Source organism: Bacteroidota bacterium, from assembly GCA_016699695.1.
In the GTDB taxonomy this organism is placed as follows: domain Bacteria; phylum Bacteroidota; class Bacteroidia; order Bacteroidales; family UBA10428; genus UBA10428.
Genome location: CP065006.1, coordinates 2,916,688 through 2,943,603, shown reverse-complemented (window position 1 = coordinate 2,943,603; position 26,916 = coordinate 2,916,688). Strand labels below are relative to the sequence as shown.

General features: G+C 42.0%; 20 protein-coding genes and 1 CRISPR repeat array. Of the genes, 8 read left to right on the top strand and 12 right to left on the bottom strand.

Annotated features, from left to right (window positions below):
* Window positions 1–203 precede the first annotated feature (203 nt).
* From IPM71_12390 to IPM71_12375, 4 genes are all read right to left on the bottom strand, one after another.
* Window positions 204–1,346 carry a WD40 repeat domain-containing protein gene (locus IPM71_12390; GenBank protein QQS50373.1) on the bottom strand — a complete coding sequence of 381 codons (1,143 nt, stop codon included), beginning with the start codon at window positions 1,344–1,346 and terminating at the stop codon, window positions 204–206.
* A 4-nt stretch (window positions 1,347–1,350) separates the two neighbouring features.
* Window positions 1,351–2,151, bottom strand: a complete 801-nt coding sequence (locus IPM71_12385) for a DUF3108 domain-containing protein (protein ID QQS50372.1) — start codon at window positions 2,149–2,151, stop codon at window positions 1,351–1,353.
* Window positions 2,152–2,217: 66 nt separating this feature from the next.
* Window positions 2,218–2,721 carry an O-acetyl-ADP-ribose deacetylase gene (locus tag IPM71_12380; protein QQS50371.1) on the bottom strand — a complete coding sequence of 168 codons (504 nt, stop codon included), beginning with the start codon at window positions 2,719–2,721 and terminating at the stop codon, window positions 2,218–2,220.
* A 10-nt stretch (window positions 2,722–2,731) separates the two neighbouring features.
* The gene (locus IPM71_12375) at window positions 2,732–5,185 is read right to left on the bottom strand and encodes a phenylalanine--tRNA ligase subunit beta (GenBank protein QQS50370.1); all 2,454 of its coding nucleotides are present in this window, start codon (window positions 5,183–5,185) and stop codon (window positions 2,732–2,734) included.
* A 245-nt stretch (window positions 5,186–5,430) separates the two neighbouring features.
* Here IPM71_12375 and surE point away from each other — a divergent pair, with 245 nt between their 5' ends.
* The 6 genes from surE to IPM71_12345 all read left to right on the top strand — a co-directional run bounded on the left by surE (window position 5,431) and on the right by IPM71_12345 (window position 11,905).
* Entirely contained in the window at window positions 5,431–6,207 is a 777-nt protein-coding gene (gene surE, locus IPM71_12370; protein ID QQS50369.1) for a 5'/3'-nucleotidase SurE, read from the top strand.
* Window positions 6,195–6,503, top strand: a complete 309-nt coding sequence (locus IPM71_12365) for a hypothetical protein (GenBank protein QQS50368.1) — start codon at window positions 6,195–6,197, stop codon at window positions 6,501–6,503. The genes surE and IPM71_12365 overlap by 13 nt, the downstream gene beginning before the upstream one ends.
* Before the next feature lie 97 nt (window positions 6,504–6,600).
* Complete coding sequence (gene lpxB, locus IPM71_12360; GenBank protein ID QQS50367.1) at window positions 6,601–7,737, top strand: lipid-A-disaccharide synthase; 1,137 nt, start codon at window positions 6,601–6,603, stop codon at window positions 7,735–7,737.
* Complete coding sequence (locus tag IPM71_12355; protein QQS50366.1) at window positions 7,734–8,867, top strand: SpoIID/LytB domain-containing protein; 1,134 nt, start codon at window positions 7,734–7,736, stop codon at window positions 8,865–8,867. Before lpxB ends, IPM71_12355 begins: the two co-directional genes overlap by 4 nt.
* A 305-nt stretch (window positions 8,868–9,172) precedes the next feature.
* Window positions 9,173–10,354, top strand: a complete 1,182-nt coding sequence (locus IPM71_12350; protein QQS50365.1) for a methyl-accepting chemotaxis protein — start codon at window positions 9,173–9,175, stop codon at window positions 10,352–10,354.
* A 168-nt stretch (window positions 10,355–10,522) separates the two neighbouring features.
* Window positions 10,523–11,905: a hypothetical protein gene (locus tag IPM71_12345; GenBank protein ID QQS50364.1), complete on the top strand. Its 1,383-nt coding sequence runs from the start codon at window positions 10,523–10,525 to the stop codon at window positions 11,903–11,905.
* A gap of 757 nt (window positions 11,906–12,662) precedes the next feature.
* A CRISPR array of direct repeats spans window positions 12,663–13,620; the repeat unit is 46 nt; unit sequence GTTGTGAATTGCTTTCATTTTGATATTTAACGATCTTTGACACAGC.
* 619 nt (window positions 13,621–14,239) lie between these two features.
* On the opposite strand, the gene cas2 is transcribed toward IPM71_12345, so the two are convergent.
* The 7 genes from cas2 to IPM71_12310 form a co-directional block, all read right to left on the bottom strand.
* A complete protein-coding gene (gene cas2, locus IPM71_12340; GenBank protein ID QQS50363.1) occupies window positions 14,240–14,587 on the bottom strand; it encodes a CRISPR-associated endonuclease Cas2 in 348 nt (115 codons plus the stop codon).
* 71 nt (window positions 14,588–14,658) lie between these two features.
* Window positions 14,659–15,555 carry a type II CRISPR-associated endonuclease Cas1 gene (gene cas1 / locus IPM71_12335; GenBank protein ID QQS50362.1) on the bottom strand — a complete coding sequence of 299 codons (897 nt, stop codon included), beginning with the start codon at window positions 15,553–15,555 and terminating at the stop codon, window positions 14,659–14,661.
* 30 nt (window positions 15,556–15,585) lie between these two features.
* Entirely contained in the window at window positions 15,586–16,311 is a 726-nt protein-coding gene (locus IPM71_12330) for a hypothetical protein (protein ID QQS50361.1), read from the bottom strand.
* Between the two features lie 21 nt (window positions 16,312–16,332).
* Window positions 16,333–20,457, bottom strand: a complete 4,125-nt coding sequence (cas9, locus tag IPM71_12325) for a type II CRISPR RNA-guided endonuclease Cas9 (GenBank protein ID QQS50360.1) — start codon at window positions 20,455–20,457, stop codon at window positions 16,333–16,335.
* Between the two features lie 334 nt (window positions 20,458–20,791).
* Window positions 20,792–23,140, bottom strand: a complete 2,349-nt coding sequence (locus IPM71_12320) for a T9SS type A sorting domain-containing protein (protein ID QQS50359.1) — start codon at window positions 23,138–23,140, stop codon at window positions 20,792–20,794.
* A 193-nt stretch (window positions 23,141–23,333) separates the two neighbouring features.
* Window positions 23,334–24,779: a helix-turn-helix domain-containing protein gene (locus IPM71_12315; protein QQS50358.1), complete on the bottom strand. Its 1,446-nt coding sequence runs from the start codon at window positions 24,777–24,779 to the stop codon at window positions 23,334–23,336.
* Window positions 24,780–24,977: 198 nt separating this feature from the next.
* A complete protein-coding gene (locus tag IPM71_12310) occupies window positions 24,978–25,208 on the bottom strand; it encodes a hypothetical protein (protein QQS50357.1) in 231 nt (76 codons plus the stop codon).
* A 53-nt stretch (window positions 25,209–25,261) separates the two neighbouring features.
* Between IPM71_12310 and IPM71_12305 the strand changes: the two genes are divergently transcribed.
* Complete coding sequence (locus IPM71_12305; protein QQS50356.1) at window positions 25,262–25,720, top strand: sterol desaturase family protein; 459 nt, start codon at window positions 25,262–25,264, stop codon at window positions 25,718–25,720.
* Between the two features lie 4 nt (window positions 25,721–25,724).
* Window positions 25,725–26,201: a hypothetical protein gene (locus tag IPM71_12300; GenBank protein ID QQS50355.1), complete on the top strand. Its 477-nt coding sequence runs from the start codon at window positions 25,725–25,727 to the stop codon at window positions 26,199–26,201.
* Here IPM71_12300 and IPM71_12295 read toward each other — a convergent pair.
* A complete protein-coding gene (locus IPM71_12295) occupies window positions 26,198–26,899 on the bottom strand; it encodes a DUF2807 domain-containing protein (GenBank protein QQS50354.1) in 702 nt (233 codons plus the stop codon). The genes IPM71_12300 and IPM71_12295 overlap by 4 nt on opposite strands.
* Between the last annotated feature and the right edge of the window lie 17 nt (window positions 26,900–26,916).

Genomic DNA, 26,916 nt, shown 5'->3' with positions numbered 1-26,916 from the left:
ATTATCTGCCTGCATATTTGCAAAAGAAATCAGCTTATCGACATCGGAACAGTTATTGGCTTTGGGTAGATTGTCAATTGTTGCATCTCGCTGCACAGCATCCAATTTTCAATTATCGGTGCAGTGTTGCATTGAATTCTCTAAAAATGCATATCCATTTTTTCTTCTGCAATCATGTTCTTCAATGAGGTAACTGCTTCCTGTTAAGGGATATTCTTGTTATTCTTACTTTGGGTATACTGCTGATAATACTTCTCAATCAGCAGCTTCTCAGCAACTCTGGCTTCCTGCAATCTCTGCTGCCAGGCTTCTTTCGATTCACCTTTCTGGCGGGCTTGAAAAAGGGGGGTTTCTGCCTTTTCATTTTCAAGTTTATCTTTATAATAGGTGTCTACTGCAATCACAGCTGCCGATTTCCATAAAATCACCCTTCCATCGTCGCCGGCGGTGGCTACCATCATTCCATCGGAACTCACTGCCAGGGCATTGACACTTCCGGTATGTTCGACAAAGCTGTAAAGCTTCTGGCCTGTTGCTACCTCCCAGATGATAACAGTGCCGTCTATGGAGGCGCTATAAAGAAAAAAACCATCCGGCGAAAAAGCAATATCCATCACAGCTCCCTGATGTCCCGCATATGTTTTTACCAACTCTTTCTGATCCACATCCCATAAGCGAATGGTTTTATCGTCTGATGCTGAGGCCAGGTAGCGCGTATTGGGATGATACTGCAGGTCGTAAATGTTTCCGGAGTGTTTTTCGAATGTATGCAACAACAAGCCGTTCTGAGCATTCCATATTTTTATACTCTGGTCTCTCGATCCGGTGGCTAAGTAATTTTCGTCGAGGCTGAACACAGACACAAGAGCAGTTTTTTCATGACCAGTCAGCTCAAAGTCTATATTCATAGTAGCTACATCCCATACTTTCACCCTACGGTCATAAGAACCGGAAGTTAGCTTATTACGCTCAGGTGCATAATCGATTGACCAGATGTGGGTGGCACAACCCTGGTATAAGGCCACTGTTTCACCATTTAGGTTGATTAGTTTGATGTCGCTACCAGACGAAACAAACAATTGTTCGGAACCAAAAAATTCAAGGTCCTTTACCGGGTAATAGTTCTCAGTCAGCTGCAATGAAGGACTATCAGAACCTATTAAACGCACCACAATGCTTTTATCTTCTCCACCTGAAGCCAGCCTGCCTGACGATGCATCGAAAGCCAGGGTATTTACCTTGTCCTGATGTTCTTTGTACTCATAAATCAGATATTCTGCATCCTGGGCGTGGATTGAAAATACAAATAACAAAACCTTTAAAGAAAGAAAGACAAATCGCTTCATAGTATCAGAAATATTTAATTGGATGCCGTAAACCTTTTGTGCCAGACAGATAGGCCTTTACCGACCCCACTAAAATCTTAGATTCTACCAACACAGGAATCCTGTTGGCATCGTCGGTAACCCATACAAACATATCTTCGCCCCCCTTAAAAATGGTGCCTTCTACCAACAAAGCCGAAAATTTGATGCAGGCAAATTCTTTTCCGTTCCGGTCTGTAATCTTCTCTCGTCCCAGATATCGGATATAAAGGTTGTAAACAGTAGTATCAATAATGGTAATTACAGGAAGTTTGTCGCCTGTTTTCATGTTGTCGAAATCCACGTTACGGGCATAGTATATAAGCGAGAGCAGGTCGAAGGTACAAGCGGGTAAAGTTACAGTATCGATAGAGAAGGCCTTTTTGCTGTTTTGGGTATAGGCATAGGCTTCTTTTTTTTTCCAGTTGAATACATACCGGTCATCAACTTCGTAACCACCTTCGTAATTCTTTCGATGAAAATACAGCGGCTGAAGGCTTTCCTTATGAAGACAAGAGCGATAATGGTCGCGCACTTTGTAAAGCCAATCGTATGAGTTATGGCTCGATCCGTAGGAATCGAGCAGATAGCAATCGTACTTATTAAAAAGGGTATCTTTTACCTGAAACCGCACCCATCCGGCATTGAGCCAGACAAAGCCCCAGTTGTAATAGACTTCGTACTCGATAGACTCGCCGGTGGCAAAGGTGGTATTTCTGAAAACACATTGGCTTTGACCTGTGATCCCAAGAATAAGAAAGCCGGATATTAGGATGGTTTTCAGCAAAGTAATTGGTATTGTAAGAAAAACTTAAGCCTGAAATGGATAAGCTGTCAGATTATCTACAAGCTATCAAGTCAGCAGCTTTTGGTAAATATCGTAATTTTCCTCGTCGAAAGCCACAAATATTACCTGTTCAATTTGCGTAAAACTCATGGCCGCCTCCTTCACTGTCTCTATGGCAATAATAGCCGCCCTGTCTTTCGGAAAGCCATAAATGCCCGTGCTGATATTCGGAAAAGCAATGGATTTGAGTTTGAACTTTTCAGCAAGGCGCAGACTATTGTAGTAACAACTCTGCAGCAGTGCTTCTTCCTGAAAACCTCCTCCACGCCACACAGGTCCTACGGTATGAATTACAAATTTTGCCAACAGGTTGTAACCACTGGTAATTTTGGCTTCGCCAGTGGCACAACCATCCAGGTTTTTGCATTCTTCGAGTAAACCAATGCCAGCTTTGCGATGTATGGCGCCATCGACACCACCACCTCCTAAAAGCGTGGAATTGGCTGCATTGACTATGGCATCGACTTGTAGTGAAGTGATATCTCCTTTTAATAGTTGTAACTGATACATATTTATTAATTTACCGCAACTCAGCTCCCAATTCCACTCTCATTTTATCGGCCATTTTCTGCATTATGCGCTCGATTTCGGTATCGGTAAGTGTTTTCTGCTCATCTTGCAGATAGAAACTAACACCGTATGACTTTTTGCCTTGCGGAATATTTTTTCCCTGGTAAAAGTCGAACAGGTTAATTCTTTTGAGGAGTTTCTTTTCGGTTTGCAGGGCAAGGTCTTTAATCTGTGAGAAACTTGTTTGCTCATCAATGAGGAGGGCCAAATCTCGCCGCACCTCAGGGAACCGGGGCATCTCTTTAAAATGAACGGGCTTACCGGACAGTTTCAGTAAGATATCCCACCGGAGCTCAGCAAAATGTACTTCCTGGTCAATATCGAGCTGGCGGGCAAGCAAGGGCGAAACAGTACCCACTTCAAGCAATGTTTTGTTATTCACTGTATACTGCAAACCACCCTGGAACAGATCTTCTTTTTCTTCGAGCGGGCTAACCTTGCAGGCAGTGGTCTGGCCAATCATTTTTTCTATTATCTTTTCGCAATAGGCTTTCAGGCTGTAGAAACTTGCTTTCTGATCTGGGGCAAACCACGAAGGCTCTGCCTTGTTTCCGGTCAGAAAAATAGCCAATCTCTGCTCTTCTGAATATTTTTTGAGGGCATTGGAATCCTCTGTTTTGCCTGAGAGGGAATAGCAACGTCCAAATTCGAAAAAGCGCAAATTGCCGTTTTGCCTGTTGATGTTGTAGTTGATAGCTTCAAGGCCGTTAAACAACAAAGTCTGGCGCATCGCATCGAGGTCTGAACTCAAGGGATTTAGAATTTTTACACCAAGCCCGGCCGGATAGGTTTTCTGGTTGGCATAGTAAGCACTTCGCGTGAGGGAATTCGACATAATCTCGTTGAAACCATTGGCGGCCATAAAATCAGAAATCCTATTGACCATTAATTCATTATCCGGCTTTACCGAAGGCGATAAACTGGCTGAAATTTTATCGGGGAACTCCACATTGTTGTAGCCATAAATGCGCAAAATTTCTTCAATTACATCGGCCTCGCGGGTTACATCTACACGATAGGGTGGCAGGGATAAGTCAAGTGCATCGTCTTTCTCGGCCAACACCTGAATGTCGAGACTTTCCAGTATCTTTTTAATCAGCCCATGGTCGAGCTTCTTACCAATAAGCCGGTCGATATGGCTGTAATGCACCCTCAGTTGAATGGGCTTAATGGGAGTTGGATATATATCGGTAATTTCTGAAGCTATGATGCCACCGGCAATTTCTGCAATCAGAAGGGCTGCCCGTCGAAGCGCTTCGGTGGTAATTTCAGGGTCTACTCCCCTCTCGAAACGAAAAGACGAATCGGTATTCAGTAGGTGTCGGCGGGCAGTTTTTCGAACGGATATCGGATCGAAGTTGGCACTTTCGAGAAAAATATTTCGAGTTGCCTCGTTCACTCCGGAATGCAAACCACCAAAAACTCCTGCCATGCAAGCGGGTTTTTCGGCATCACAAATCATCAGGTCGCTGGCAGAAAGTTTTCGTTCGGTGCCATCGAGGGTAACAAAAAGTTCTCCTTCGCGGGCTTTTCGCACAACAATGGTTTTACCAGCCAGCGAATCCGCATCGAAGGCATGCAGGGGCTGGCCCATTTCATGCAGCACATAGTTGGTAATATCGACAATGTTGTTGATGGGGTTGATACCGATAGCCTTCAGGCGATGCTGCATCCACGAAGGAGATGGGGCAATTTTCACCTGCCGGATAGTAATACCAGCATACCGACGGCAAGCTTGAGTATCTTCTACTCGAACTATTATCTGACCCTTGTTATCGCCCGGCTTAAACCCATTTGTCTCCGGTTTTTTCAATACCACCGGCTTAGTCAGCGACAAGCTGGCTGCCAGGTCACGGGCTACTCCCATATGCGAAGCGGCATCGATGCGGTTGGGTGTAAGACCTATTTCAAAAACTGTATCGCTCTTGATATTGAAAAATTCAGCTGCAGGAGTACCTGGTTTAGCGGAGCTTTCAAGAACCATAATACCTTCGTGTCCTTTTCCAAGTCCTAATTCATCTTCGGCGCAAATCATTCCTTCCGATTCCTCACCCCTGATTTTACTCTTGCTAATGGTAAAACTCTTATCGCCCATAAAAATCTCAGTACCCACAGTGGCCACTATCACTTTTTGTCCGGCAGCCACATTGGGAGCCCCACACACTACGTCGAGCAAAGTGCCCTGGCCCACATTTACTTTGGTAAGACTAAGTTTATCAGCATTCGGATGCTTGCTGCATTGCATCACTTCGCCTACCACAAAACCTTTTAACCCGCCTTTTACTTCTTCATATTCTTCAAGGCCTTCCACTTCAAGACCAATGCTGGTAAGGAGTTTCGAAAGTTCTTCAGGATCCAGGTCAGTGTGCAGGTAATCTTTTAACCAATTATAGGAAATCTTCATATCGCCAATTTCTAAGGAGTATTTTAATCAGGAAGCAACAAAAATAATGTTTTTTACTTTCCTGCTGCACTTTCAGGCACGAAAGAAAAGCAGCCTGACCAGAGAAGGATTAAAAGAATGCCTGATAGGTAACAGCCAGTAGGATTACTTTACCAGTTCAGTATAAATATTGAGCAAATCCTAAGCAATGAGCTCGGAAGTACTCTGGAATCAAAGCGAAAAAAATTATCTTTGCAAGAAAAAAGATGGTTGCGGGAAGCAGAAGATTAATTCTGGTCACAAACGACGATGATATTACCGCCAGGGGCATTGCCGCGCTGGTAGAAGCATTAATGGATTTAGGAGATATCATTGTAGTAGCACCCGAAGAACCCCAGTCGGGAATGTCTCATGCCATCACTGTCAAGCATCCGCTTCGCATACGCACCATTAAAAAATCAGAAGAATATAGTATGTATGCCGTAAACGGCACTCCGGTAGACTGCGTAAAGCTTGCCATAAACCAGATTCTCACCCGTAAGCCTGACCTGTTGGTTTCGGGCATCAACCATGGAAGTAACTCATCGACCAGTATCTTGTATTCGGGTACCATGGGTGCAGCCCTGGAAGGCAGCATCAACCATATACCCTCGATAGGGTTTTCGCATGCCAATTACAGCCGCGATTCTGACCTCGAAGCCGCCAGGCAATATGCAAGGCAAATTACCGAAATGGTGCTGGAGAACGGACTTCCCCGAAGTGTTTGTTTAAATGTGAACATTCCGGAAGGAGGTTACGATGACATATTGGGCATAAAAATCTGCCGTCAAACCATGGGGTATTGGAAAGAAGAATTCGACAGGCGTTTGGACCCGGTTGGAAAAGAGTATTTCTGGCTCACAGGCGAATACCATAACCACGAACCTGAAGCCACCGATACCGATGAGTGGGCTCTGAAAAACAGGTATGTTTCCATTGTGCCTGTGCATAGCGACCTGACCAGTTACGAAACAATTAAACTCATGAATCAATGGGATTTTTAGACCGATTGCGCCGTTACGATTATTTCTGGCTGGGCATTGCACTTGGCCTCTTAATTCCCCTCTTACTTTATCCAATTTTACGACCGCTCGACCCCAAAAACCTTGGATTTATAGCTGTTGACCAAAAGCAGATTGTTTTAAAAATGCTTCCCATGCTGTTAAGCAGATGTATTTTCCCCAATGCCCTGATATTTTTCCTTTTTATTTGGAACGACATGAATTTACTGGCCAAAGGGGTGCTTTATTCCACCTTGTTTTTAACCGGGGCCCTTATACTAATTCAATTTATATTTTAATGACTTTTAAGGCTCCTACTCGACAAAATGAGGAAATTATCCTGCTTGAAGCGCATGAGGGTCTGGAACTTTCAATAATTCCTACAAATACATACGGATGAAATATTACATTATAGCCGGTGAAGCATCGGGCGACCTGCATGCCAGTAATCTGATAAAGAGTATCAGTCAATTCGACAACGAGGCCGAGTTCCGTGGCTTTGGTGGCGATAAAATGATGGAATCAGGTGCAGACATCGTAGTGCATTACAGCAAAATGGCTTACATGGGTGCCATTGAGGTATTGATGAACCTCAGACATATAAAAAATAACTTTTCCCTTTGTTACAGCGACCTTTTAAGCTGGAAGCCCGATGCAGTGATTTTGGTTGATTATGCAGGATTTAACCTTCGGGTGGCCCGTTTTGCCAAAGAGCATGGAATTACCACTCTTTTTTACATCTCACCCAAGGTATGGGCCTGGAAAAAATCGCGTATTAAAAAGATTAAAGCCTGGGTGGATCAATTGTACCTCATTCTGCCCTTCGAAACCGAATATTTTGCTAAAAGAGGTTATAAGCAGACTTTTTACGTAGGGAATCCCCTAAGCGATTCCATTGGTAATTTCAGAGCCGAAAATATGGTAAACGAATCGGAATTCAGAGACCGGTATAACTTAAACGATAAGCCCATCGTGGCAATTCTTGCCGGGAGCCGTAAGCAGGAAGTAAAACTATGCCTGCCCGATATGTTGGCTGCAGCCGATTGCTTTCCGGATTATAAATTTATTGTGGCAGGGGCACCCTCACTCAGCGAGGACTTTTATGCACCGTTTCTAAAAGACCATCAGGCCACCCTGGTCATGAACCAAACCTACCAGTTACTCTCTATTGCCGAAGCCGCTGTGGTAACCTCCGGAACAGCGACCCTCGAAACAGCCCTTTTCAAAGTGCCACAAGTAGTTGTTTATCGCTTCAACCATTTGTCGTATGCCATTTTTAGTCCCTTTGTAAAGCTTCAGGTAAAATATTTTTCGCTGGTGAACCTGATCATGGACAAACCTATTGTAAAGGAATTTCTTCAATACAACTTAAGAAAAAAAATCAAATCAGAACTTGCACAAATTCTTTACGATGAGGACTACCGCGAACAAATGCTCAAAGAATACAACAGCCTTGCCGAACAGGTTGGCGGACCAGGCACCTCGGAGCGAACAGCAAGGCATATGGTTCACTTTTTAAAGGGTGGCAAATGAGAATTGTTGTTTCAGTATTGCTGTGTTGCTGGCAAAGTTACCTGATTGCCCAAACCATTCAAGTCAGCCTTTTTAACAGTAAAAATGTAACTACCTATACCCTATCGGTACGTCAGGGAAACTACCTGCTCAGTTGCGAAGACGAAAAACTGGCTGAATACAAACGCAACAGCATATTTTTTATCAACCTTGTGGGCGATAAAATTGAGCTGCGCGACCAATATGCACAAATAGGGCTTTTTAAAAAAATACGATTGAGCAGCCAGGATGCCGATGGTGTAATGCTTTTACGCGGAGTAAACCCTGCCACCGAGGCTCGCGAATACAATGATGATTTGATTTTTGAAATTTCCGGAAACAAGTTAAAAGTGGTAAACCACATCAACCTCGAAAAGTATATAGCGGCAGTAATTGAAGCAGAAAGCGGTATCAATGCCGGCCTGGAATATTACAAAGCCCAGGGAGTTTTGGTGCGCACATACACCATTAAAAACATTAATAAACATGCCGAAGAGGGATTTAACCTCTGCGACGAAGTCCATTGCCAGGCCTACCACGGTAGAAGCGCCAGAAACCCAGATATTTACCGCGCTACAAGCCTTACCGAAGGGCAGGTTTTGATCGACCGGGATTCGGTGCTGGCCATGACACCCTTTCATTCGAGTTGTGGGGGACAAACCAGTGCTGCTGGTATCTATTGGCAAAGCGACCTGCCCTACCTTCAAAGTGTACAAGACCCCTTTTGCCAGAATCACCGAAATGCCAGTTGGCAAAAGCAAGTTTCGAAGAGTGAATGGCATAGTTTTCTGCAATCGAAAGGAATTACAAACCCGGCAGAATATGGTAACTATACCTTTACCAATCGACAGAAATACTTTAATCGCAATCCTGATATTACCATGCGGCAAATAAGAGATCAATTTAAGCTTCGCTCTACCTATTTTTCTTTACAAACTGCCGGAGAAACCGTCACTTTTAATGGAAGGGGATTTGGCCATGGCATTGGTATGTGCCAGATCGGAGCCATGGAAATGGCACAGGTAGGTTATACCTATCTTGATATCATTCATTTTTATTTTCGTCAGGTAAGCATCAGCAATTACCGCGAAATGGAATTGAACCGTTACTGAACAAACATATCTGGTAATAATAATCTGCTATCTTCCGGAATTAATATTCCCCGGATGTCAATTATTGCCATCTTCAAGCCCTTTACTGGTGAAATTGTGAAGCATATTGCACTGTTTAACTCTTAGTAAATAGCATACTGATACTACTTAGAAGAGGTAAATACATTGATATGCATCTGGGAAAAGCATAATTAAGGTTGTGAGAAGCCTTTATTTTGAAAATCTTAGAATAAACCTTCCTTGTATATTTTTGTTTAGTCTCACGTAAAGTCTGTTGGTCGGAAAAAATACTAATAAACAAAAACATGAACGCTTACATGCTTATTTTGCTTGTATCCCTGGGAAGTATACCTGCAAGTGCCATCATTCTCAAGCTTATTTTTGGTAAATCCATTATGTTTACGATCAGTTTTTACTCGGTATTGTTTACCATATTTGGTACAACCCTCTATTTTATGCTTGGCTTAATGGGTACAAAACACCTTCTTTGGGGCACGCCACTGACCTTTTTGATTGGAACACTCACGTATATCTTTTTAAACAGAACCATTAAGAAACCGTTGGCAAAGTTTATTTCGCAAATCCAGCAGCTATCGGATGGTAAACTTTCTCTAAACAGTGACAGGAAGAAATACCAATATGAGCTGGGTGTATTGAATCAATCCATAATACAGCTCGCAGCGGCCCTCAACCAGGTAGTTTCGAGTATTAAAGACAACAGTGATGAATTACTTTCTTCAGGTCAGCAGCTTCAGTATTCATCAGAAACCCTTTCGCAAGGAGCCAGCGAACAGGCGGCCTCTGTCGAAGAAACCAGTTCAACCATGGAGCAGTTTGCTTCCAATATCGAAAACAACAGCGAGAATGCGAAAAAAGCCGATAAAATAAGCCAGCAGATATCGCTGAAAATAGAACAGGTAAGCAAAGCATCGAACGAAAGTTACCAATCGATTCGGGAGATATCCCAAAAAATTGGAATAATCAACGACATAGCCTTTCAAACCAACATACTAGCTTTAAACGCAGCAGTAGAAGCAGCACGTGCCGGCGAGTATGGTAAAGGTTTTGCAGTAGTGGCCGCTGAAGTGCGCAAACTTGCCGAACGCAGCAAGACAGCTGCTGACGAAATTGTTTCACTTGCTTCATCGAGTGTAAAACTTACCGAAGAGTCGGGGAAATTACTTAATGAACTGGTACCCGAAATTAACCAATCGGGTTCGTTAGTGCAGGAAATTGCCGCCTCGAGCCTGGAACAAAGCAATGGCGTAAACCAGGTGAACCTCTCTATCCAGCAACTCAACAGCGTTACCCAACAAAACGCACATGCAGCCGAAAAACTTTCAGGCAATGCGCAATCACTTGCTAATCTGGCCAACGAGCTCAACGATATCATAGCCTTTTTCGAATTGTCTAAAAGCAAAGATGTCAATACCATGCCAACAAGCAGCCTGCTGAAAACTTCCATTGGTGCCCATCCATCTTATTAATTCAAATAAAAAACGAAGAGTCCATTCGAAATGCCTTTTCCAGATTCAATCGAAAACTCTAAAGAAGTTCGATACATTCTTGTATCAGGATATACGGCTATTACTTTCATGCTAAGCTTTACTTTGGTAATTCAAAACACTAACTTTGAGTAACCAAACTCCCATAGCATGAACAAAACCGGTCTGGTAATCCTATTGAGTCTGTTGGCCATCAGGGTATGTACAGCTCAGGACAACCTCGAACTCTACTCTGCCCGGGCCTTGTGGCACGAGATCAATAAAACCGAATACCGCAGTATCAAAGAGAAACAATTAAATGGCATTGCGCTGGGTCAGAAAGAAGGCTTGTGGCTGAACCAGTACGAAGAATACCTGAAGAACTATTTCCAGAATCTATCGGCAGAAGAAAAACAGCTGTATTTCGAACAAAAAGCAAATTGGTACGCCGAGGCCGGCCTGCCAGAACAATTAGCCTTTTCGCCCGAAACAAAAACTTACCGCGACCCAAACCTGCTTATTAAACACATGGTGTATTCAGGAATATATGGAGGAATTTATGGCGGCTTGCTGGTAGGAATACTGGATGTGGAAAACGAAAGTTGGAGAAGCGGTCTGCCCCTTTTACTGGCCGGCGGTAGCATACTGGTTCCTTTGGTAGCTCCAGGGTATAAAGACATCAACAACCAATCGCTGTGGTTGAAATCGCATGGCAAATCGGTAGGTCTTGGTCATGGCTTCCTTTTGGGAGCTGCGCTCTTTGGCAACGATGCCTTTGGCAGTGGAGAAAACCCTGCACCCAACGCAGCGACTTTAGAAAAGATTACAAAAAGCCTTGGACTGCTTGCCAGCGTGAGCTTAGGCCAGATTGGCTTTACTCTGGGTAAAAACAAAGGCTGGACAGAAGGACAGGTATCGTTGTATCAGTACTTTGGCTACATCGCTCCTTTAACTACTGCAGCCATTGTTTTTTCAACCGGAGCCGAAAATGCCCGCACCTATGGCATTACCATGCTGGCTTCGGCTCCCCTGGGCTATTATACCGCCGATAAATTGGGGCAAAAAATCGATTACACGCGGGGCGACATTGTTTCGGTAACCAATGCCACTTCTTTGGGTTTTTTATACGGTGCAAGCATATTGTTGTTGTTGGAACCCGAGAGCAATGCAGCCATTTTAATACCAACAACAACCAGTATACTTGGTTCGGGCATGGCCCTTCTCAACCACCGCAATTACCACATTACCCGCCAGCAGGGACGCAGGCTTATCTGGGCCTCGGCAGGAAGCTTCCTGGTTGGATTGGGCACGGTGGTCATTATTGAGCCAGAAGAAGAAAGTATGAATGTGCTGATACCAACTGTTTTTGCCACCATTGGCTATTCGGTATTGAACCGGTATTACAAAAACCATCCGGGTACCGACCTGGGCCACAAATACCCGTTTTTCGAAAACAGCCGGTTTGCCCTTCACCCCGAAAGCTTGTTGTGGACCCGGCAAAACCAAAACTTAAACTATCTTCCTCCCCTGGTTAGTTTTTCGACGGTTTTTTAAAAGTTCTAAGCGGTCTGATATAATATCGGGGGTTAAAGAAAAAGGCCAGATTGATAAAGTGGCACTCCTTTGAACTATTTAATAGTATAATTGGCCAAACAAAAAGGTTTATTTTGGTTAGGGATCGATTATTGACAAAGCGAAACATAGTGCTATGTGAAATTCACAAGCGTTGTGAATTGCTTTACTCCGCTCCCACTCAGCCACCCACCTGCCGGTTGTGAGCTCCCTAGGGTCGGTTCATTTTGATATTTAACGGTCGATGGTACAGCACGCGCAAGGTCAAGCCCTTGGGGGTTTGCGTTGTGAATTGCTTTCATTTTGATATTTAACGATCTTTGACACAGCATACCCTTAGAATTGTATATTATAAGGGGGGTTGTGAATTGCTTTCATTTTGATATTTAACGATCTTTGACACAGCCAAATCTATTGTTTGCACGTGCATTAATAGTTGTGAATTGCTTTCATTTTGATATTTAACGATCTTTGACACAGCGATATTAATGGGTTTCTTTTACGCTCTTCCGTTGTGAATTGCTTTCATTTTGATATTTAACGATCTTTGACACAGCACTCACACTTTCTTTTAATGTATGTTGTTCGTTGTGAATTGCTTTCATTTTGATATTTAACGATCTTTGACACAGCCGGATCGTTTCTGTTATTGATAGCATTTTCGTTGTGAATTGCTTTCATTTTGATATTTAACGATCTTTGACACAGCAATTATGAATAAGGTAACAGCATGGCTGCAGTTGTGAATTGCTTTCATTTTGATATTTAACGATCTTTGACACAGCAATTATGAATAAGGTAACAGCATGGCTGCAGTTGTGAATTGCTTTCATTTTGATATTTAACGATCTTTGACACAGCAACCTTTTAGAAAACCGAAACTTACCAGACGTTGTGAATTGCTTTCATTTTGATATTTAACGATCTTTGACACAGCGCATATACCGAGCGACATTTTTTTCATGTGGTTGTGAATTGCTTTCATTTTGATATTTAACGATCTTTGACACAGCAATCCAAATATCGCTCATTCCGGCCTTGGTGTTGTGAATTGCTTTCATTTTGATATTTAACGATCTTTGACACAGCTATTTTATAGTAATTATGAAAGTCGTCAAGGTTGTGAATTGCTTTCATTTTGATATTTAACGATCTTTGACACAGCCCAGGGTAGCTTTAGCATTACAACAATACAGTTGTGAATTGCTTTCATTTTGATATTTAACGATCTTTGACACAGCTTGATGATATTTCAAATGCATTCATAACGTGTTGTGAATTGCTTTCATTTTGATATTTAACGATCTTTGACACAGCTGCCATTGAAAAATACTGTTTGTGGATTGTGTTGTGAATTGCTTTCATTTTGATATTTAACGATCTTTGACACAGCTTGTTTTGGCTTGGTGGCAAGGAATTAGCTGTTGTGAATTGCTTTCATTTTGATATTTAACGATCTTTGACACAGCTGTATAACCACCCATGGCCTCGCGGCCATCGTTGTGAATTGCTTTCATTTTGATATTTAACGATCTTTGACACAGCTCTGCAATTGTTTTATTGTTCGAGTTCATTGTTGTGAATTGCTTTCATTTTGATATTTAACGATCTTTGACACAGCGTCTATCAGGTTTTAAATAATAAAAAGCCGGTTGTGAATTGCTTTCATTTTGATATTTAACGATCTTTGACACAGCAGAGCACTTGAAGACGCTCACAATCTATTAGTTGTGAATTGCTTTCATTTTGATATTTAACGATCTTTGACACAGCTGAAATTGCAGCTAAAGAGATTGGCTATTGGTTGTGAATTGCTTTCATTTTGATATTTAACGATCTTTGACACAGCATCAACGAATTTGTCCATCAAGACATTATAGTTGTGAATTGCTTTCATTTTGATATTTAACGATCTTTGACACAGCCAAAGAGAGCATCCAGACCGATTGATTTCAGTTGTGAATTGCTTTCATTTTGATATTTAACGATCTTTGACACAGCCGTCGAGAAAAAAATCAGAACATCCATCGAGTTGTGAATTGCTTTCATTTTGATATTTAACGATCTTTGACACAGCGTAATTGACGGCAGGCATATAAGCACACCGGTTGTGAATTGCTTTCATTTTGATATTTAACGATCTTTGACACAGCAGACCCCTATTTAACAAGCAAGCTGTGAGAGATTTAAGGCTGAATTTACAATTGAAAAAAGCTGTGTTATCAAAACCGCCTCCTGCCATACAGGGGCGGTTTTTGTTTTATAAGGTGTAGAGTAAGTAATAAAATTGAGGCATACAATCAGTTCACAAAAAAATTAAAAAAGCTCGAGCTGCTGGGGGGTATCGGGGCGCTTAGCCAATGATGGCCCGCGAAACATTTCCATCATGCCAAATTGCCGGTCGGTAAGGGTAAACACAATAATTTCGCCATGGGGAGGTAAAAAAAGCTTCACCCTTTTCATGTGCACTTCGGCGTTTTCGCTGCTGTTGCAATGGCGTATGTAAATGCTGAACTGCAGCATAGTAAACCCATCTTTAAGCAAGCGCTTCCGAAACAAGGAGGCTTCGCGCCGGTCCTTTTTTGTATCAGTTGGCAAATCGAAAAACACAAATACCCACATAACTCTATATTGGTTTAAACGGGATAAAGATTTTTGGTCCATCGAAATTTATTTTTGACCTTGAGCTACGAGGGTTTCAAAACCCTCGTAGCTCAAGGTGAAACCCTCTTGGGTCAAGACAACTCAGGGTAAACAATTTTTCTCACAACCCCCTCGAAACATTGCATTAACGAGGCGGTGGTTCGCTGCGCCCCCACCATCAGCGGACTGTTCTGCCCGTCGATAAAAATATCGACGGCCGGAAGTGTCAGCAATTTCCTTTTCAGGGCAGGTGTAAGCTCTTCGATGTTTTCTTCTTCTGCCAGTACCTCCAGCACCAGCCTGTCGGCAAAGGGCCGGTAGGGCTCCATCACGTCGTCGGCCAGGCAATAAGGGTTGTACTTATTTTTGTGGTGTATGCCTGCAAAACCCACCATGCCACTGCCCACCAGCGAGCGGGCAATCACAGCCCGTAAAATAGCATAGCTATAATTAAGCAGGTTATTGGGGGGATCGCCAAAACGGTGCCGGCGGAATTTTTCGATGTGCACAAAAAGCTTGTCCCAATAAAAGGCAGCCGCGCGGGCTTCGTAGTTGTCGGGGTCGCCACTTTTCACCTGCGCGGCCCAATACTGCATATTTTCGGTTTCTATGCCAACAACCCCGAGCAGGGCAGCCTGGTTTTGTATTTTGGCCGTTACGGTTTGCTGCCAAAGGTTTTTGCGCAAGGGTTCGCTGGCCTCGAGCTGCTTTTTTACCTTTTCGGTAAAGGCATGGTGGTCGGTCATGGGCAGCATAAGCCCTTCGGGCATGTGTTGGGCGTTGGTGCTTAAAATAGCAGCGCTGCATTCGATAAGTGCCATGAGCAGGGCATGGCTCAGGGTAATCTGTGGATGGTCGAGCACCAGCATGCCAATATCTTCAATGGGTATGGTTTTCTTCTCGCCCCCATCGGCGGGTTCAAACATTAGCTGGTTATCTTTTTTCGAGAGGTAACAAGGATTACTGAAACAAAGTGTACGTTTTATCATAGCAGCTAATTTTTAGACCCCTGTGAGGAGTTAATCGAAGTAAAGCCCGGTATTAAACTCATATTTTTGTTGATGGCAAAAAATAAAATTTTCTCTGCCCTCGAAAAGTTCCAATACCTTTTCTCTCTTTACCAGTGTTTGGCCTGTGCCAACAAGAGCATTGAAAGAAGAATATTTCCAATTTTTAAAGTTTTTTTCGACCTGATGGTGCGAGGGGTTGAGGTGGATGTAAACAATGGCGGTGCGCAAATGCTCCTCGTCGGTTATCAATACCCGCTTAAACCGGTTTTTAAAGAGGCTACCCGAGCGATGGTTTTGCTTGTTGTAAGCCTGGGCGTAGCAGTTAAACAGGTGCGAAAATTTTTTCGAGAAGTTTGCAACACTTACGAGGGTTTCAGAACCCTCGTAAGTGTTGCTGGGTAGGGTTTCAGAACCTTTGCCTGCAAGACCTGCGAGGGTTTCAAAACCCTCGTAGGTCTTATTCGGGATCTGGGTTTCTCTACCCTCGCGGTTGATATCCGGAGCCTCAAATCCTCCACAGGTCTTGTCGCCACCAAGCGGCTTGATAAGAAAATGAAAATGGGTGGGCATCAGGCACCAGGCCAGCGTTTCGGCAAAAGGCGACACGTATTTCCGGTATTTTTCCATGAAATACCTGTAGTTCTCGTGGTTTTTAAACAAAAACTCGCCGCCTACCGATTTGTTAAAAACATGGTAGTAACGGCCGGGAACGATGGGTTCTTGTTTGGTTGCCATTTCAATTCAAACTTTTCTGAACTAATACTCGCCAACGGATACAATTTGGCCAATATGGTTGACTCGAACTTTAACGATTTTATCCAAACCTTTAGAGCTTCGGAAATCTGACCAAGTAATCCCTTTTAAAGTTGATGAGAAATCTGCAACTGTTGTTTCCAAATGGTGTCTGAAGACATAGTTTTTGACAGAGAATTTCTGTACCCTAAACAAATTTGGGCTAATCAAATTATAATTTTCGGGGTTAAGCAAGTCAATCTCATTGGGGTTAAAGCCTGTTTGCTGGTTGGGGAAAACAAAATACTCGTTTTGTTTCATTGTAAACAAAAACTGCCAGCCTCTATCTTTATTATACTCTTTGTTAATTGCTGGTAAACCCTGTGTAGCCCTGGTAGTAGCCTCGAAAAACGAAATTACATTTTCCTGCAGAATGCCATTCTCATCGCGGTAAACAGCTACATGATGGTTGTTGCCTGTGTTAACAAAATCTACCGGTTGTTTTCTGCCCTTTTCATCAAGCACCAGGTTACCGTCTTTGTCTTTTTTATCGTGCAATGCCTGGGCGTTACTCACTCCTGTTATGGTTACACGTTTTATCGCAATGCCTTTTTCTTTATTGAGCCATATCGGATTTTCGTCGAGGTTTGTAAAAGCCTTTTTACTGTCGCCGTTAAACTCCTTCAACCTGGCTACTAAAACTGCCTTTACCTTTGAATCGATCACTTTATCGATTTTTAAATCGGGCGATATTTCTTTTCTAATGGTATAAACTATTTCAGTGCCGACAGTTTTAACCTTTTCAGGAACCTTCTGTGTCTGGAGTTTATCAATCCATAGTGGTTTTTTATCGAGGCTGTTTTTCCCTGTAAACGCTTTCTTTGGATCATTGTCAAACTCGCGAAGTCTTGCCAGTAAAGCTTCACGATAGCATTTTTTGGCAACTTTGGAAATTTGTTCTTCATTGAAGGCAGCGCCAACTTTTAGCTCCTGGGTACTGTATTGGTTTATACTTCCATAAACAGTTTCGAGATGAAGCTGGCCCCTGGGCGTAAGCTGAGTCTTTTTATTTACCCCGTTTTGCCCCTTTGTAATGTTAATATTGTTTGTAACAACTTTGTTTTTCGCTTTAATCGAGATTAAAGTATTCTCCAAATGCTTTTTAGCTTCAGCCCTGAATTCGTGCAATGGAATTGGAGGTTTAAATTTTATTTTCCCGTTTTCATCACGATAGAGTTCTTTTTGCTCGATCCCATATATGCTACCCGCCTTATCGCTTCGGGCATTAAGGTTATTCAGATATTGAATATGGCTTAATTTTGTAAAAGCAATGGTGAGGGCATCCATAGCATGGTGGCGGTGATCATTTCGCTTTGTCCAGTCCTTTATTCGCCGGATTTTATGTCCCTCCCGGTTTTCGATTATTTCTGCTAAACCAAGTTTATTGTATTTATCCCAATTCAATTCCTGCATTACATCTATCAGCTGCCAATCTTCCCTTAAGCGGTCTGTTATCGAACCTGTTGTGGATATAACATTTCTAACGAGTTCTTCAAGAATTGATTTTGCCATTTTTGCAATGTATTGGGTATCGCGTAAATCTCTTGCGATAAATCCTTCTGGGATATCTGCGCCTTTCATTTTAAGTTTGTTGCATTTGGCCTTAGATATTTTTTGTGCAGAAAACAATTCTTCTATTGTCTCTAAATAAATATCAACACCTACCTGGCCATACTTAGCTTGAACATAATCGTAGGCCGTTTCATTTCCTTTTTCGATGTTAATACTTCTAGCTTCAAGCGTTTTATTCGAAAATGAATCATCGAATAAGCGCGATTGTGGTATGATATGTTCTATATCAAATTCTTTGCTGAACAATTTCTCTCGGGGAATGTATGTATTTGAATAGAGGGTTTTAAATCCACGAGGTTCTAATTCGATGTAAAGTTTATACCTGATTATATCGTTTCTGCTAATATGGGTAAACCCAAATTCGCGAGTAAGTAATTGTTTTATTTCTTCGTGCTCGGCAGTTGTTTTGTTTATTGCTTTGGTTAAATCTTCGCGTTCTTTTGAGCTTTTTTTAAGCTCCCGTGCCAACTCAATTCTTATTTCGTCGGGTTTCCCAAAATTCTCCACCACCGAGTTTACCACATTGACCATCTGATTAAGAATTTTTTCCACAACAGGATTACGCAAACTGTTTTTTGGTAAAATTTCAAGTTTGTTGCTTAGTTCTTTTTTTTCTATTTCCTCTTTTGTCAACGAACTTTTCGAATGCCGGTAACCTGCATAATTACAGGCAAGGCTGTATTCATTGCCCTCTTTCAGATAAGGCAGTATCTTACGCATTGCCTTCGTACATAAACTACCGTAATCGTCCTGAAAAGAAATATTCGCCATAATTATAGCTGCTTCCTTATTAAAACCGGTAAGTTCCTGTACTTTACTAATTAGATTTTCATTACCCATTTTCGAGTTATCTCCTTCGAAAGAATACAATAAATGCCATAATTTATAAATAGGCTGTTGCTCAAAAGCCTTCCCTTCAAGGTCTGAATTGAAAGTTAAAAAATTGGTTTTATACCCAAGTCCTTCAAAAACACCACTTACCAGCTCAATAGTTTCTGAAGTTTCCATTGATGAAAAATCATATTCACCATGTCCTGTGTTTTCAATAATTATTTGATATGCCTTAAAAAAGGAAAATTGAGTTTTGTTTCCTTCAATAACCGGATAATTAAAATCTAATTCTTTATTGTTCTTGAATAGTATTTTTAGAGCCGCATCTTTTGTAAGTTTCTCTTTAATGGATAATTCAGCAAATAATATTTCTTTCTCCTCCTGATTTAACCTCCTTTTTTCGCCCCCTCTTTTTTGTTTTACTTCTATATTGTTTAAAATCTGCCAGATTTTAAATTCCTGAAAAAGAGGCGACGATTTCGGGCAAACCCTTAACCCGATAGTTTTAGTTTTTCGCTTTCCTTCTGTTTCAATCAGTATTTGTTTGTTTTCCAATTCACAAAAACTAATTAAGCTTTTCTGACTTTTTAATCGTCTTTGAAAGAAAATAACCACATCACGAATCTCTGATTTTAACTCATCGGTTAGTTCTTTATGGAACTTTGCCTGAGTTTCCCAAACTATGTTGAACTCATCAAGATAATCCTGCCGGTAGAAAACTTTGTTCTTCAAACTAAAATTGGGGTCATTACCAAGTTGGCTCATCAGATACTGACCCACCGTTTGTTTACGAAAGAATAATTCCTTACTTCGGTCGCTAATTGCCCCTAAATAACCACTGGAATTTGTAATAGTGCCGTTTAGATCGCAAATTACTAAAGCAAGTTCTTCTGCTGATAGTTGTTCACTTAACGCATCGACACGCCAGATATAACTTTGCAATCTTTTATCAACACCTTTGTTTTCAGCTGTATAAATACCATACTTTCCAAGGAAAATTTTTGAAGTATTAAGTTTTCCTTTTCCTGATATTTGTGATTTGAATTCGTCTGTCAGAATGTTTGGAAAATATTGCTTCTGAAAATTCCATATTCGGTCAAACTCATTTTGCAAATCGGATCGGTAAAAGTCAGGTATATATTTTTTCCCTTCTTTTAATAATTCGAACACAAACTGTCCGGGAGTCTGATCTTGATCGTATAATTTTTTCGCAATCTCCATCCCATCGATAAGCTCGCCTTCATCCTGGGTTTTTGCCTTTCTACTGCTTTTATATCCTCGTTTTTTATTTATCATCAGCAAAACCTTGGCAAATTCTTCAAGAGATATTCTTTCAGTTGTTGCCAGAGCGCGCAATTTATATGTTTCAAAAGTAGTTTTGTTTCCTGTTTCTGAAAGTGTGGTGCTGTCTGATAGTACCTTATTATCGATTAGTATTTTAATGAGATTTTCCCGTCGTAGTTTAAAGCGTTGCAAATTTCTTCTTGCACTTCTTTTTAGTGTTCTATCGGCATTTGTAGTAATGCTCTTTCCTTTTTCAAAATTGGTTAATTCATCCACGGTTAAAGGATTTACCCTTACGCCTAGTTTTAAAATTGAAGATTTTTCAGCTTCAGATTCCGCTTCATTTACTAAAGCCCACCCAATGCTATTTGTCCCCAAATCAAGTCCAAGAATTTTTTTCATAATGCTTGTTTATAACGGTTTATTTTGTATTTTTCCAATTCAAAATGAAGCAATTCACAATAAGGATTATTCCGTTGTGAAAACATTTGGTAAGCCTCTCAGCCATAAATCGGGAGGCATTTTTTTTGTTCTATTTTATCCGAACAAACCATGTAACCCGGCATTTAATCTGAATCAGGTGTCGCTTTTTCTGCTTCCTTTAAAGCCCTAACAAAATAGTTTATTAATTGCATTTTTCAAAACGGCTTCAGATGGGCAATTTTCTGTTTGGGCACAAAAAAAAACCGCTCCCCTTTCGGAGAGCGGCTTTCTTATTGAAACAAAACTTAAGAGCTTATTCGAGTACGATAAATTTGTTGGTGCTTACACTGTTGTTGGCCGTTACGCGCACAAAGTAGGTTCCTTTGGGGAGCATAAATTGTTCGAGACCAAAGCTGTGGGTACCATTGTCGAGCATTCCCTGATGCACATTGCCTACGTTGCGGCCAAGGGCATCGTACAAGGCTACGTTTACCTGACTGGCTTCGGTAAGGTTAAGTTCAACCACCGAGTTGCTGGATAAAGGGTTGGGGAATACTGATACGGCAAAGTTGGCCGGTGCCACATTCATTTCCTCTTCTGCTTCGGCCGATTTGAGCGGAGCAGTGTATGCTACATAGTCTGTCGACAATACATACACGGCATAACCACGTGCCGGGGCTTCGACCCAAACGCGGCTGTCGCTGTAAACGGTAGTTGTCGCACCTGTGTGTGCATTTTTCAGCACTTTGTTGGTCCAATTGGCCATACCCGATACGGTGGTGGTTACCCATACACCCATGGTAGAGCTGCTGTTGTTAATCACCACAATGGCTCCCTGCTTGGTTGCATTACCTCCACGACGGGCTACATACACATTTGAAGTAGCCGATGAGGGATAAGGGTTTCCGGTCTCCGTTAGTACCGATAAACCACCACCCAGATAGGTCTTGCGTACAAAAAGCAACTTGTTGATGTCGTCTTTAAGGGTAGTAGGTATGGTTACCTTTACATTCGGGTCGTGATTATCGATTAGTGTTACACCATAATAATGAGGATAGAAGATACAAGGGCGGCCTTCGTGAGTCAAAATATAGGCATAGCCCATTTTCCAGTCTTTGGTAACCCATTTGTCGTGTTCTTTTCCAGTATCGTGGTTGTCGAGCCAGGTTACCACCTGGGTACCGTTAAGGCCATTGCCTGAGTTATTGCGCACCATGCCGGCGTGGTTGAGCCAGCTCATGTTCCAACCCGAGTTGCCGTTACACATTTCGGTAAGAGTGCCTTTAAGTGGAAAATCGAAACCATCGGCATCGGCGCCCGCTGCTGCTACAGCGTTAACCCATTCTTTAATGCGTGAATCTGGACCCCAGTATTCGCCTACGATAAAACGCTGTTGGGCATTGAGTTTTGGAAGGAATTTAATCCAGTTGGCGATAAAATCTACCTGGAATCCACGAACAAAGTCGAGACGGAATCCATCAATTTTTATTGTATTGGCCATCCAATAACCCCAGTCGTTCAGGCGGGTTTGTACGGTAGTGCTGTAGGTATTAAAATCGTTACCAAAACCTTTGGTGTTGGGAATAATAGCAGAGTTGCCACCGTTCCAGTCCCATCCGGTTAAAAAGTCGTTGTTGTCGACCGGGTGGAAATCGGTATAAGTCCAGGAGTAGTTTTTCTCGCCGGTACCGGTGTGGTTCGGATAGGTAAGTTTGGTGTTGGTGCGAGCCTGCAAGGTAGTGTTGGCAAGGTTGGTGCCGTTGTACCAGATCTCAACAGGGTAGTAACCGTTTACCTGGTCGGCCCATTCCCAGTTTCCATTAGGCTGACGACGGGCAGTAAGCTTAATTACAATGTTTTTAGTGCTTGTGAGGGTAATCTTGTATTCATCTATGTCGCTGGACGATCCGGCAAAACCGCGCTTGGTGCTTCCTGAAGTTCCAAAAGCATTGGTTTGTCCGTTACCATTGTTGGGTTCAGCTTCCCAAGTGTAGGTTGAATTCCAACCCGATCCGGTATAATCAATCTGGCAATCGTAGGCTCTTTCTGTATAGCTGGCACCCCAGTTAAGGTAGTATCCTTTTATTTTAATGTAGTAATCGCCAGCAGCAGCATTTGGTATCACCCATTTAATTTCGTTGGTAGGGTATGGAACATACTGTACACCATTGCGGTAAGCCTGGTCGAACACGTATTTTTTTACAGCTGGGTTGGCTTCCTCGTTGCTGTCGTCGGAATACACGTGATTGAGCACGGCATCGGCATATACGTTCATGTAGGGTTTACCGTTGGCAGTGCTGTGCATGGTGGTAATCATGTTTACCAGCTCAGCGCGCGAACCAAAGCGGGTTTCTGTGGTACCTTTCTGGTAGTAGTTGCCAAGGTCGTAGTGGTCATAAATACCATAACCCATGTCTACAATACCCCAGTTACCTTTCGAGGGTGCGGGAATCCAGATACCGGTGATACCGGCATTTTTTAATTCGCTGGCTTTGGCAGTTAAGTTATCCCACCAGGTACCGTTTTTGTTAGCTTCATCTACCGGAAGATTCCAATAAAAAGCCTGCATCATGGCATCGTTTTGAGCGTGTGCCATTCCGAAGAGTGCAAACAGCAACAGTGAAGCGGCTGTAAGTCTCATTGTTTTGTAGAAATTCTTCATTTAGTTTTCAATTAGTTAGTTAAAATTTGGTTGGATTAAACATGAAAAGGCCTTTCAAAAAATCCGGTGGAAATATCGAATGAAATCAAACGATAAACGACTGATTTTTAAAATTAGGGCAAATAGCCTGCTGGGGTTGTGGGGTGATTTTGTAATTTAGGACTATGCTGCAAGCTGTTTAATAGACACTTAACTATCTATCGAGCTTAAAGTAATCCCGGGGTGAGGTATTGGTAAATTTTTTAAAAGCAAGGTTAAAAGTCGATTTTGAATTAAATCCTACATCAAAAGCAATGGCCAGGTAGGTATAATTTTTGTTTTCATCGGCATTTACCTGTTTGATAAATTCGTTTACGCGGTACTCGTTAATATAGTCTCTGAAATTTTTCTGATACCGGTCGTTGATAAGCCGCGAAAGGATATGCGCTCTGGTTTCCATGAGTTCTGACAACTCAGCAATATTCAGTTCGGGGTTCAGGTAAGGTTTTTTTGTGTTCATTACTTCTTCTAAAAGCAGAATGATCTGCTCATCTTCTTCCGAAACCAACTGAACCGGTTTATCTTTGAGTATATCGGGATATTTCCAGAGGTAATAGAACAAGGCCAGAATAATAAGGGAAAGACACATCAACACAATTTCGAAGTTGGCCAATCCAGCGAGTTTTACTTCAAATAAAAGCAAAAAATAATCGAGGGCCAGAATTAATACCGCAGCTGTGCTAATAAAGTACACGGTATTGACCAGCCGCTGCTCAAATTCGAAACGTGTATTCTTTATCCCTTTTAACAGCAAAAAACGCCAGGCCATCGCATGATAGAATACCACCACCACAAAACCAGACCAGATAACGATGGAACTACCCCATGTAAGGTAGGGATTAATTTCTGAGGCAAGAAAAGCAAGGGGTTTGAAATTCATTAATCTTAGCACCGATAAGAGCACAACAATACCAAAGGGTATAAAATGCCCCCAAAGCCTTACCGGAAAAAGTTGAGAACGCAGCGCCTTGAGCGACACAAACAACAATGGGCCCCAGGCAAAAAGCATAAGGTGGGCCAACATACCCAGGTACGAACGCCAGATAAGATTAATCTGGTTGTATAATACACCTCCGAGCAAAACAAATATCACCGGCAGGCATAGTAATAAAAATGCCGTGAATTTTTGTGGGTTTCGCTTTTTAATACGGTAAGCAATGTACAACAAGGCTAATCCGTAAAAAGCTGCGGCAAACAGAAAAAACACCAGGTACTCGAAACGTTGAATGCCGCCAAGATCTTGCCAGTTTTGAATCCTTACCAATACCAACCCGCCCTGTTCAATGGAATATACCCGGTTAGGCAGGTATTCATTTTTTTCGTTGGTTTCTATTTTAAGCCAACTACCGCGCGAAAATTTGTATTCGAACCAATTTGTATCAAGTTGAAGGCTTACAGCATATTTCCCATCAAGTTGCCGGTGAAGAACATAATTCGCATCCTTCACATTCCAGTCATTGAAACTTCCGCAGATATAAAGGGTATCCTCAACAGGAGTAGTGCGTGGCAAAGCCTCAATCAAAATACTTACTTTGTTTTGGGCAAAAACCAAAGAGGGTACCATTAATACAAAAACACCAAGCCACATCCTTAATTGCATAGCTCAACAGATTAGCGTATAAGTCGTTCACCCTGGTATGCCGAAGAAAAAATTACTCCGATACCTCAGTCCTGATAAACCAATTCTTTGCGTTGACATTCCGAAACAATTGGTAAGACCGGATAAAAATAAGAAAAAATAATACCTGCACACGAAGCATTTCACATGTAAATAATTATTTTAGTTTTCTTATATCGATTAAAAAGCTATCTGAAACAGGGTTAGCTCCAGCACATCGGTGTTTCTATCGAGTAAATGAGAATAGCGAATTCCCATCAGCAAGGGTACTGGCAAACGCAGGAAGTGAAACTCGAAATTCAGGTCGAAACCTACCGAGTGATTCCTATTTTTTGAATACTCTGAGTGATAAATTCCCCTGTCGTAAAAAACATCGGCAAAAATTCGTTTCAGGTCTGAGGTATAATCCAAAACATTAAAGTTTAGGATGAACTTTTGTACATTTAACTTTGTTAAACAAAAAAATGAAAACAATGGTGGCTATTCTGCTTATACTGGCGGCATTCTTATTTATGGAATTTGTAGCCTGGTTTACGCACAAATACGTAATGCACGGTTTTTTGTGGGTGTTGCATAAAGATCATCATTCACCTAAAAAACATACCATGCAACTCAACGACCTGTTTGCCTTTATTTTTGCTGTGCCCAGCTTTTTGTTCATTTACCTGGGTGCCTTGCATGGTTTGTTTGTAATTTTCTGGCTGGGAATTGGCATTGCCGCGTACGGACTCGCCTATTTTCTTTATCACGATGTGCTCTACCATAAACGAATTTCTCTTTTTGGTGACCCCACCAACTGGTATTTCAAAGCCATCGTAAAAGCACATTTCGACCATCACCGTGGTAAGAAGAACTATGGCTTTTTATTTATGGTTCCCTTTCGGTATATAAAAGAAGGTTATGCCCAACGCAAGGCTGGCTAGTTCAATGAGAATAACCAAACTGCAATTCTGGATTATCACTCTGTTATTTTTACTCCTCCCCTTTTCGGTTCATTGGAAACTGATAGTGTTTGGTGAGGTAACCCGGGGCGAGGTTGCAGGCTACCTGCAAGGTAATGTTTTTCTTAAAAGACCGCAGCAAGAGGCAGATTTTGCTGCTGTGGTGTGTTTTAATGCCCAAAACCAAAATATTGAGTTTGAAGCGCCCGAAAACATCCATTATGCTTTAGGAGAAAAACTAAAAGTCCTGTACAACCCATCCGATCCAGAACAACATGTGCTATTTAATTTTGCCGGCTTGTTTCTTTCGAATCGTATGATCATACCCGGAGTCATGCTGATCATGTGGCTGGCATTTGCACTCTCACTCAACCAAGCAAAAACTACTGAAGGCAAAAAAACTTTCAGAAAAGGAAGACGAGAGCAATTCCTTACGGGTGTTCAAGATAAGATACGCATTTAATCAGCCGGCAGAGCCCGACCCGTAGAGGCCAGCGTATCGACAATCAATACGGGATGCCCCTTGTAGTAGATGTTCCCGGAATTATAAATCTGCACAGACAATTGATTGCTTACATTGACCTTCATATCGATTATGGAGTAATTTAGCACTTTGGCACTCTGGCACTCGAGCTCCGACATATCAAACAAACCAGTATTGAAATTCATTAGAAAAGCCTTTTGGGTTTTTCCACGGAAGGTATACCTGCCCCCCGAAGACTTGTGAATGTAAAAATAAACCTCGGTGTTACTGAACAGAAGGTCAGCTTCTGCAACTTTAGTCCCAATCGATAGTTTAAAATTATCGCGAATTGAATCAGATGAGTATAGATAACACGACTCATCGATGTGAAGTGACTGCAGGTCGGAGAAGTGAATTTGCAGATGTGGTCTGGTCCGGTCGCTGCGCCAAAAGCAACCTGTGTAGTGATAGCAGGTGAGTGTATCGTTTAAAAGTTCAAAATCTACCCCTTTGACAACCTGTTCGGGACCGGAAGCTACTATATAAAAAGCAGTATCCTGCACCAGCTCGATATCGAAAACACCCTTTACCACAATCATATTCAGTTTGCTGAATGAGGTTGTTTGTTGGGTGTGACTTCCTGCCGGTTTAAAGCAGTTATCGTTTTCGCAGGCCGCCATGGCTAATGCGGCTAACATGAATAAGAATATTTTCT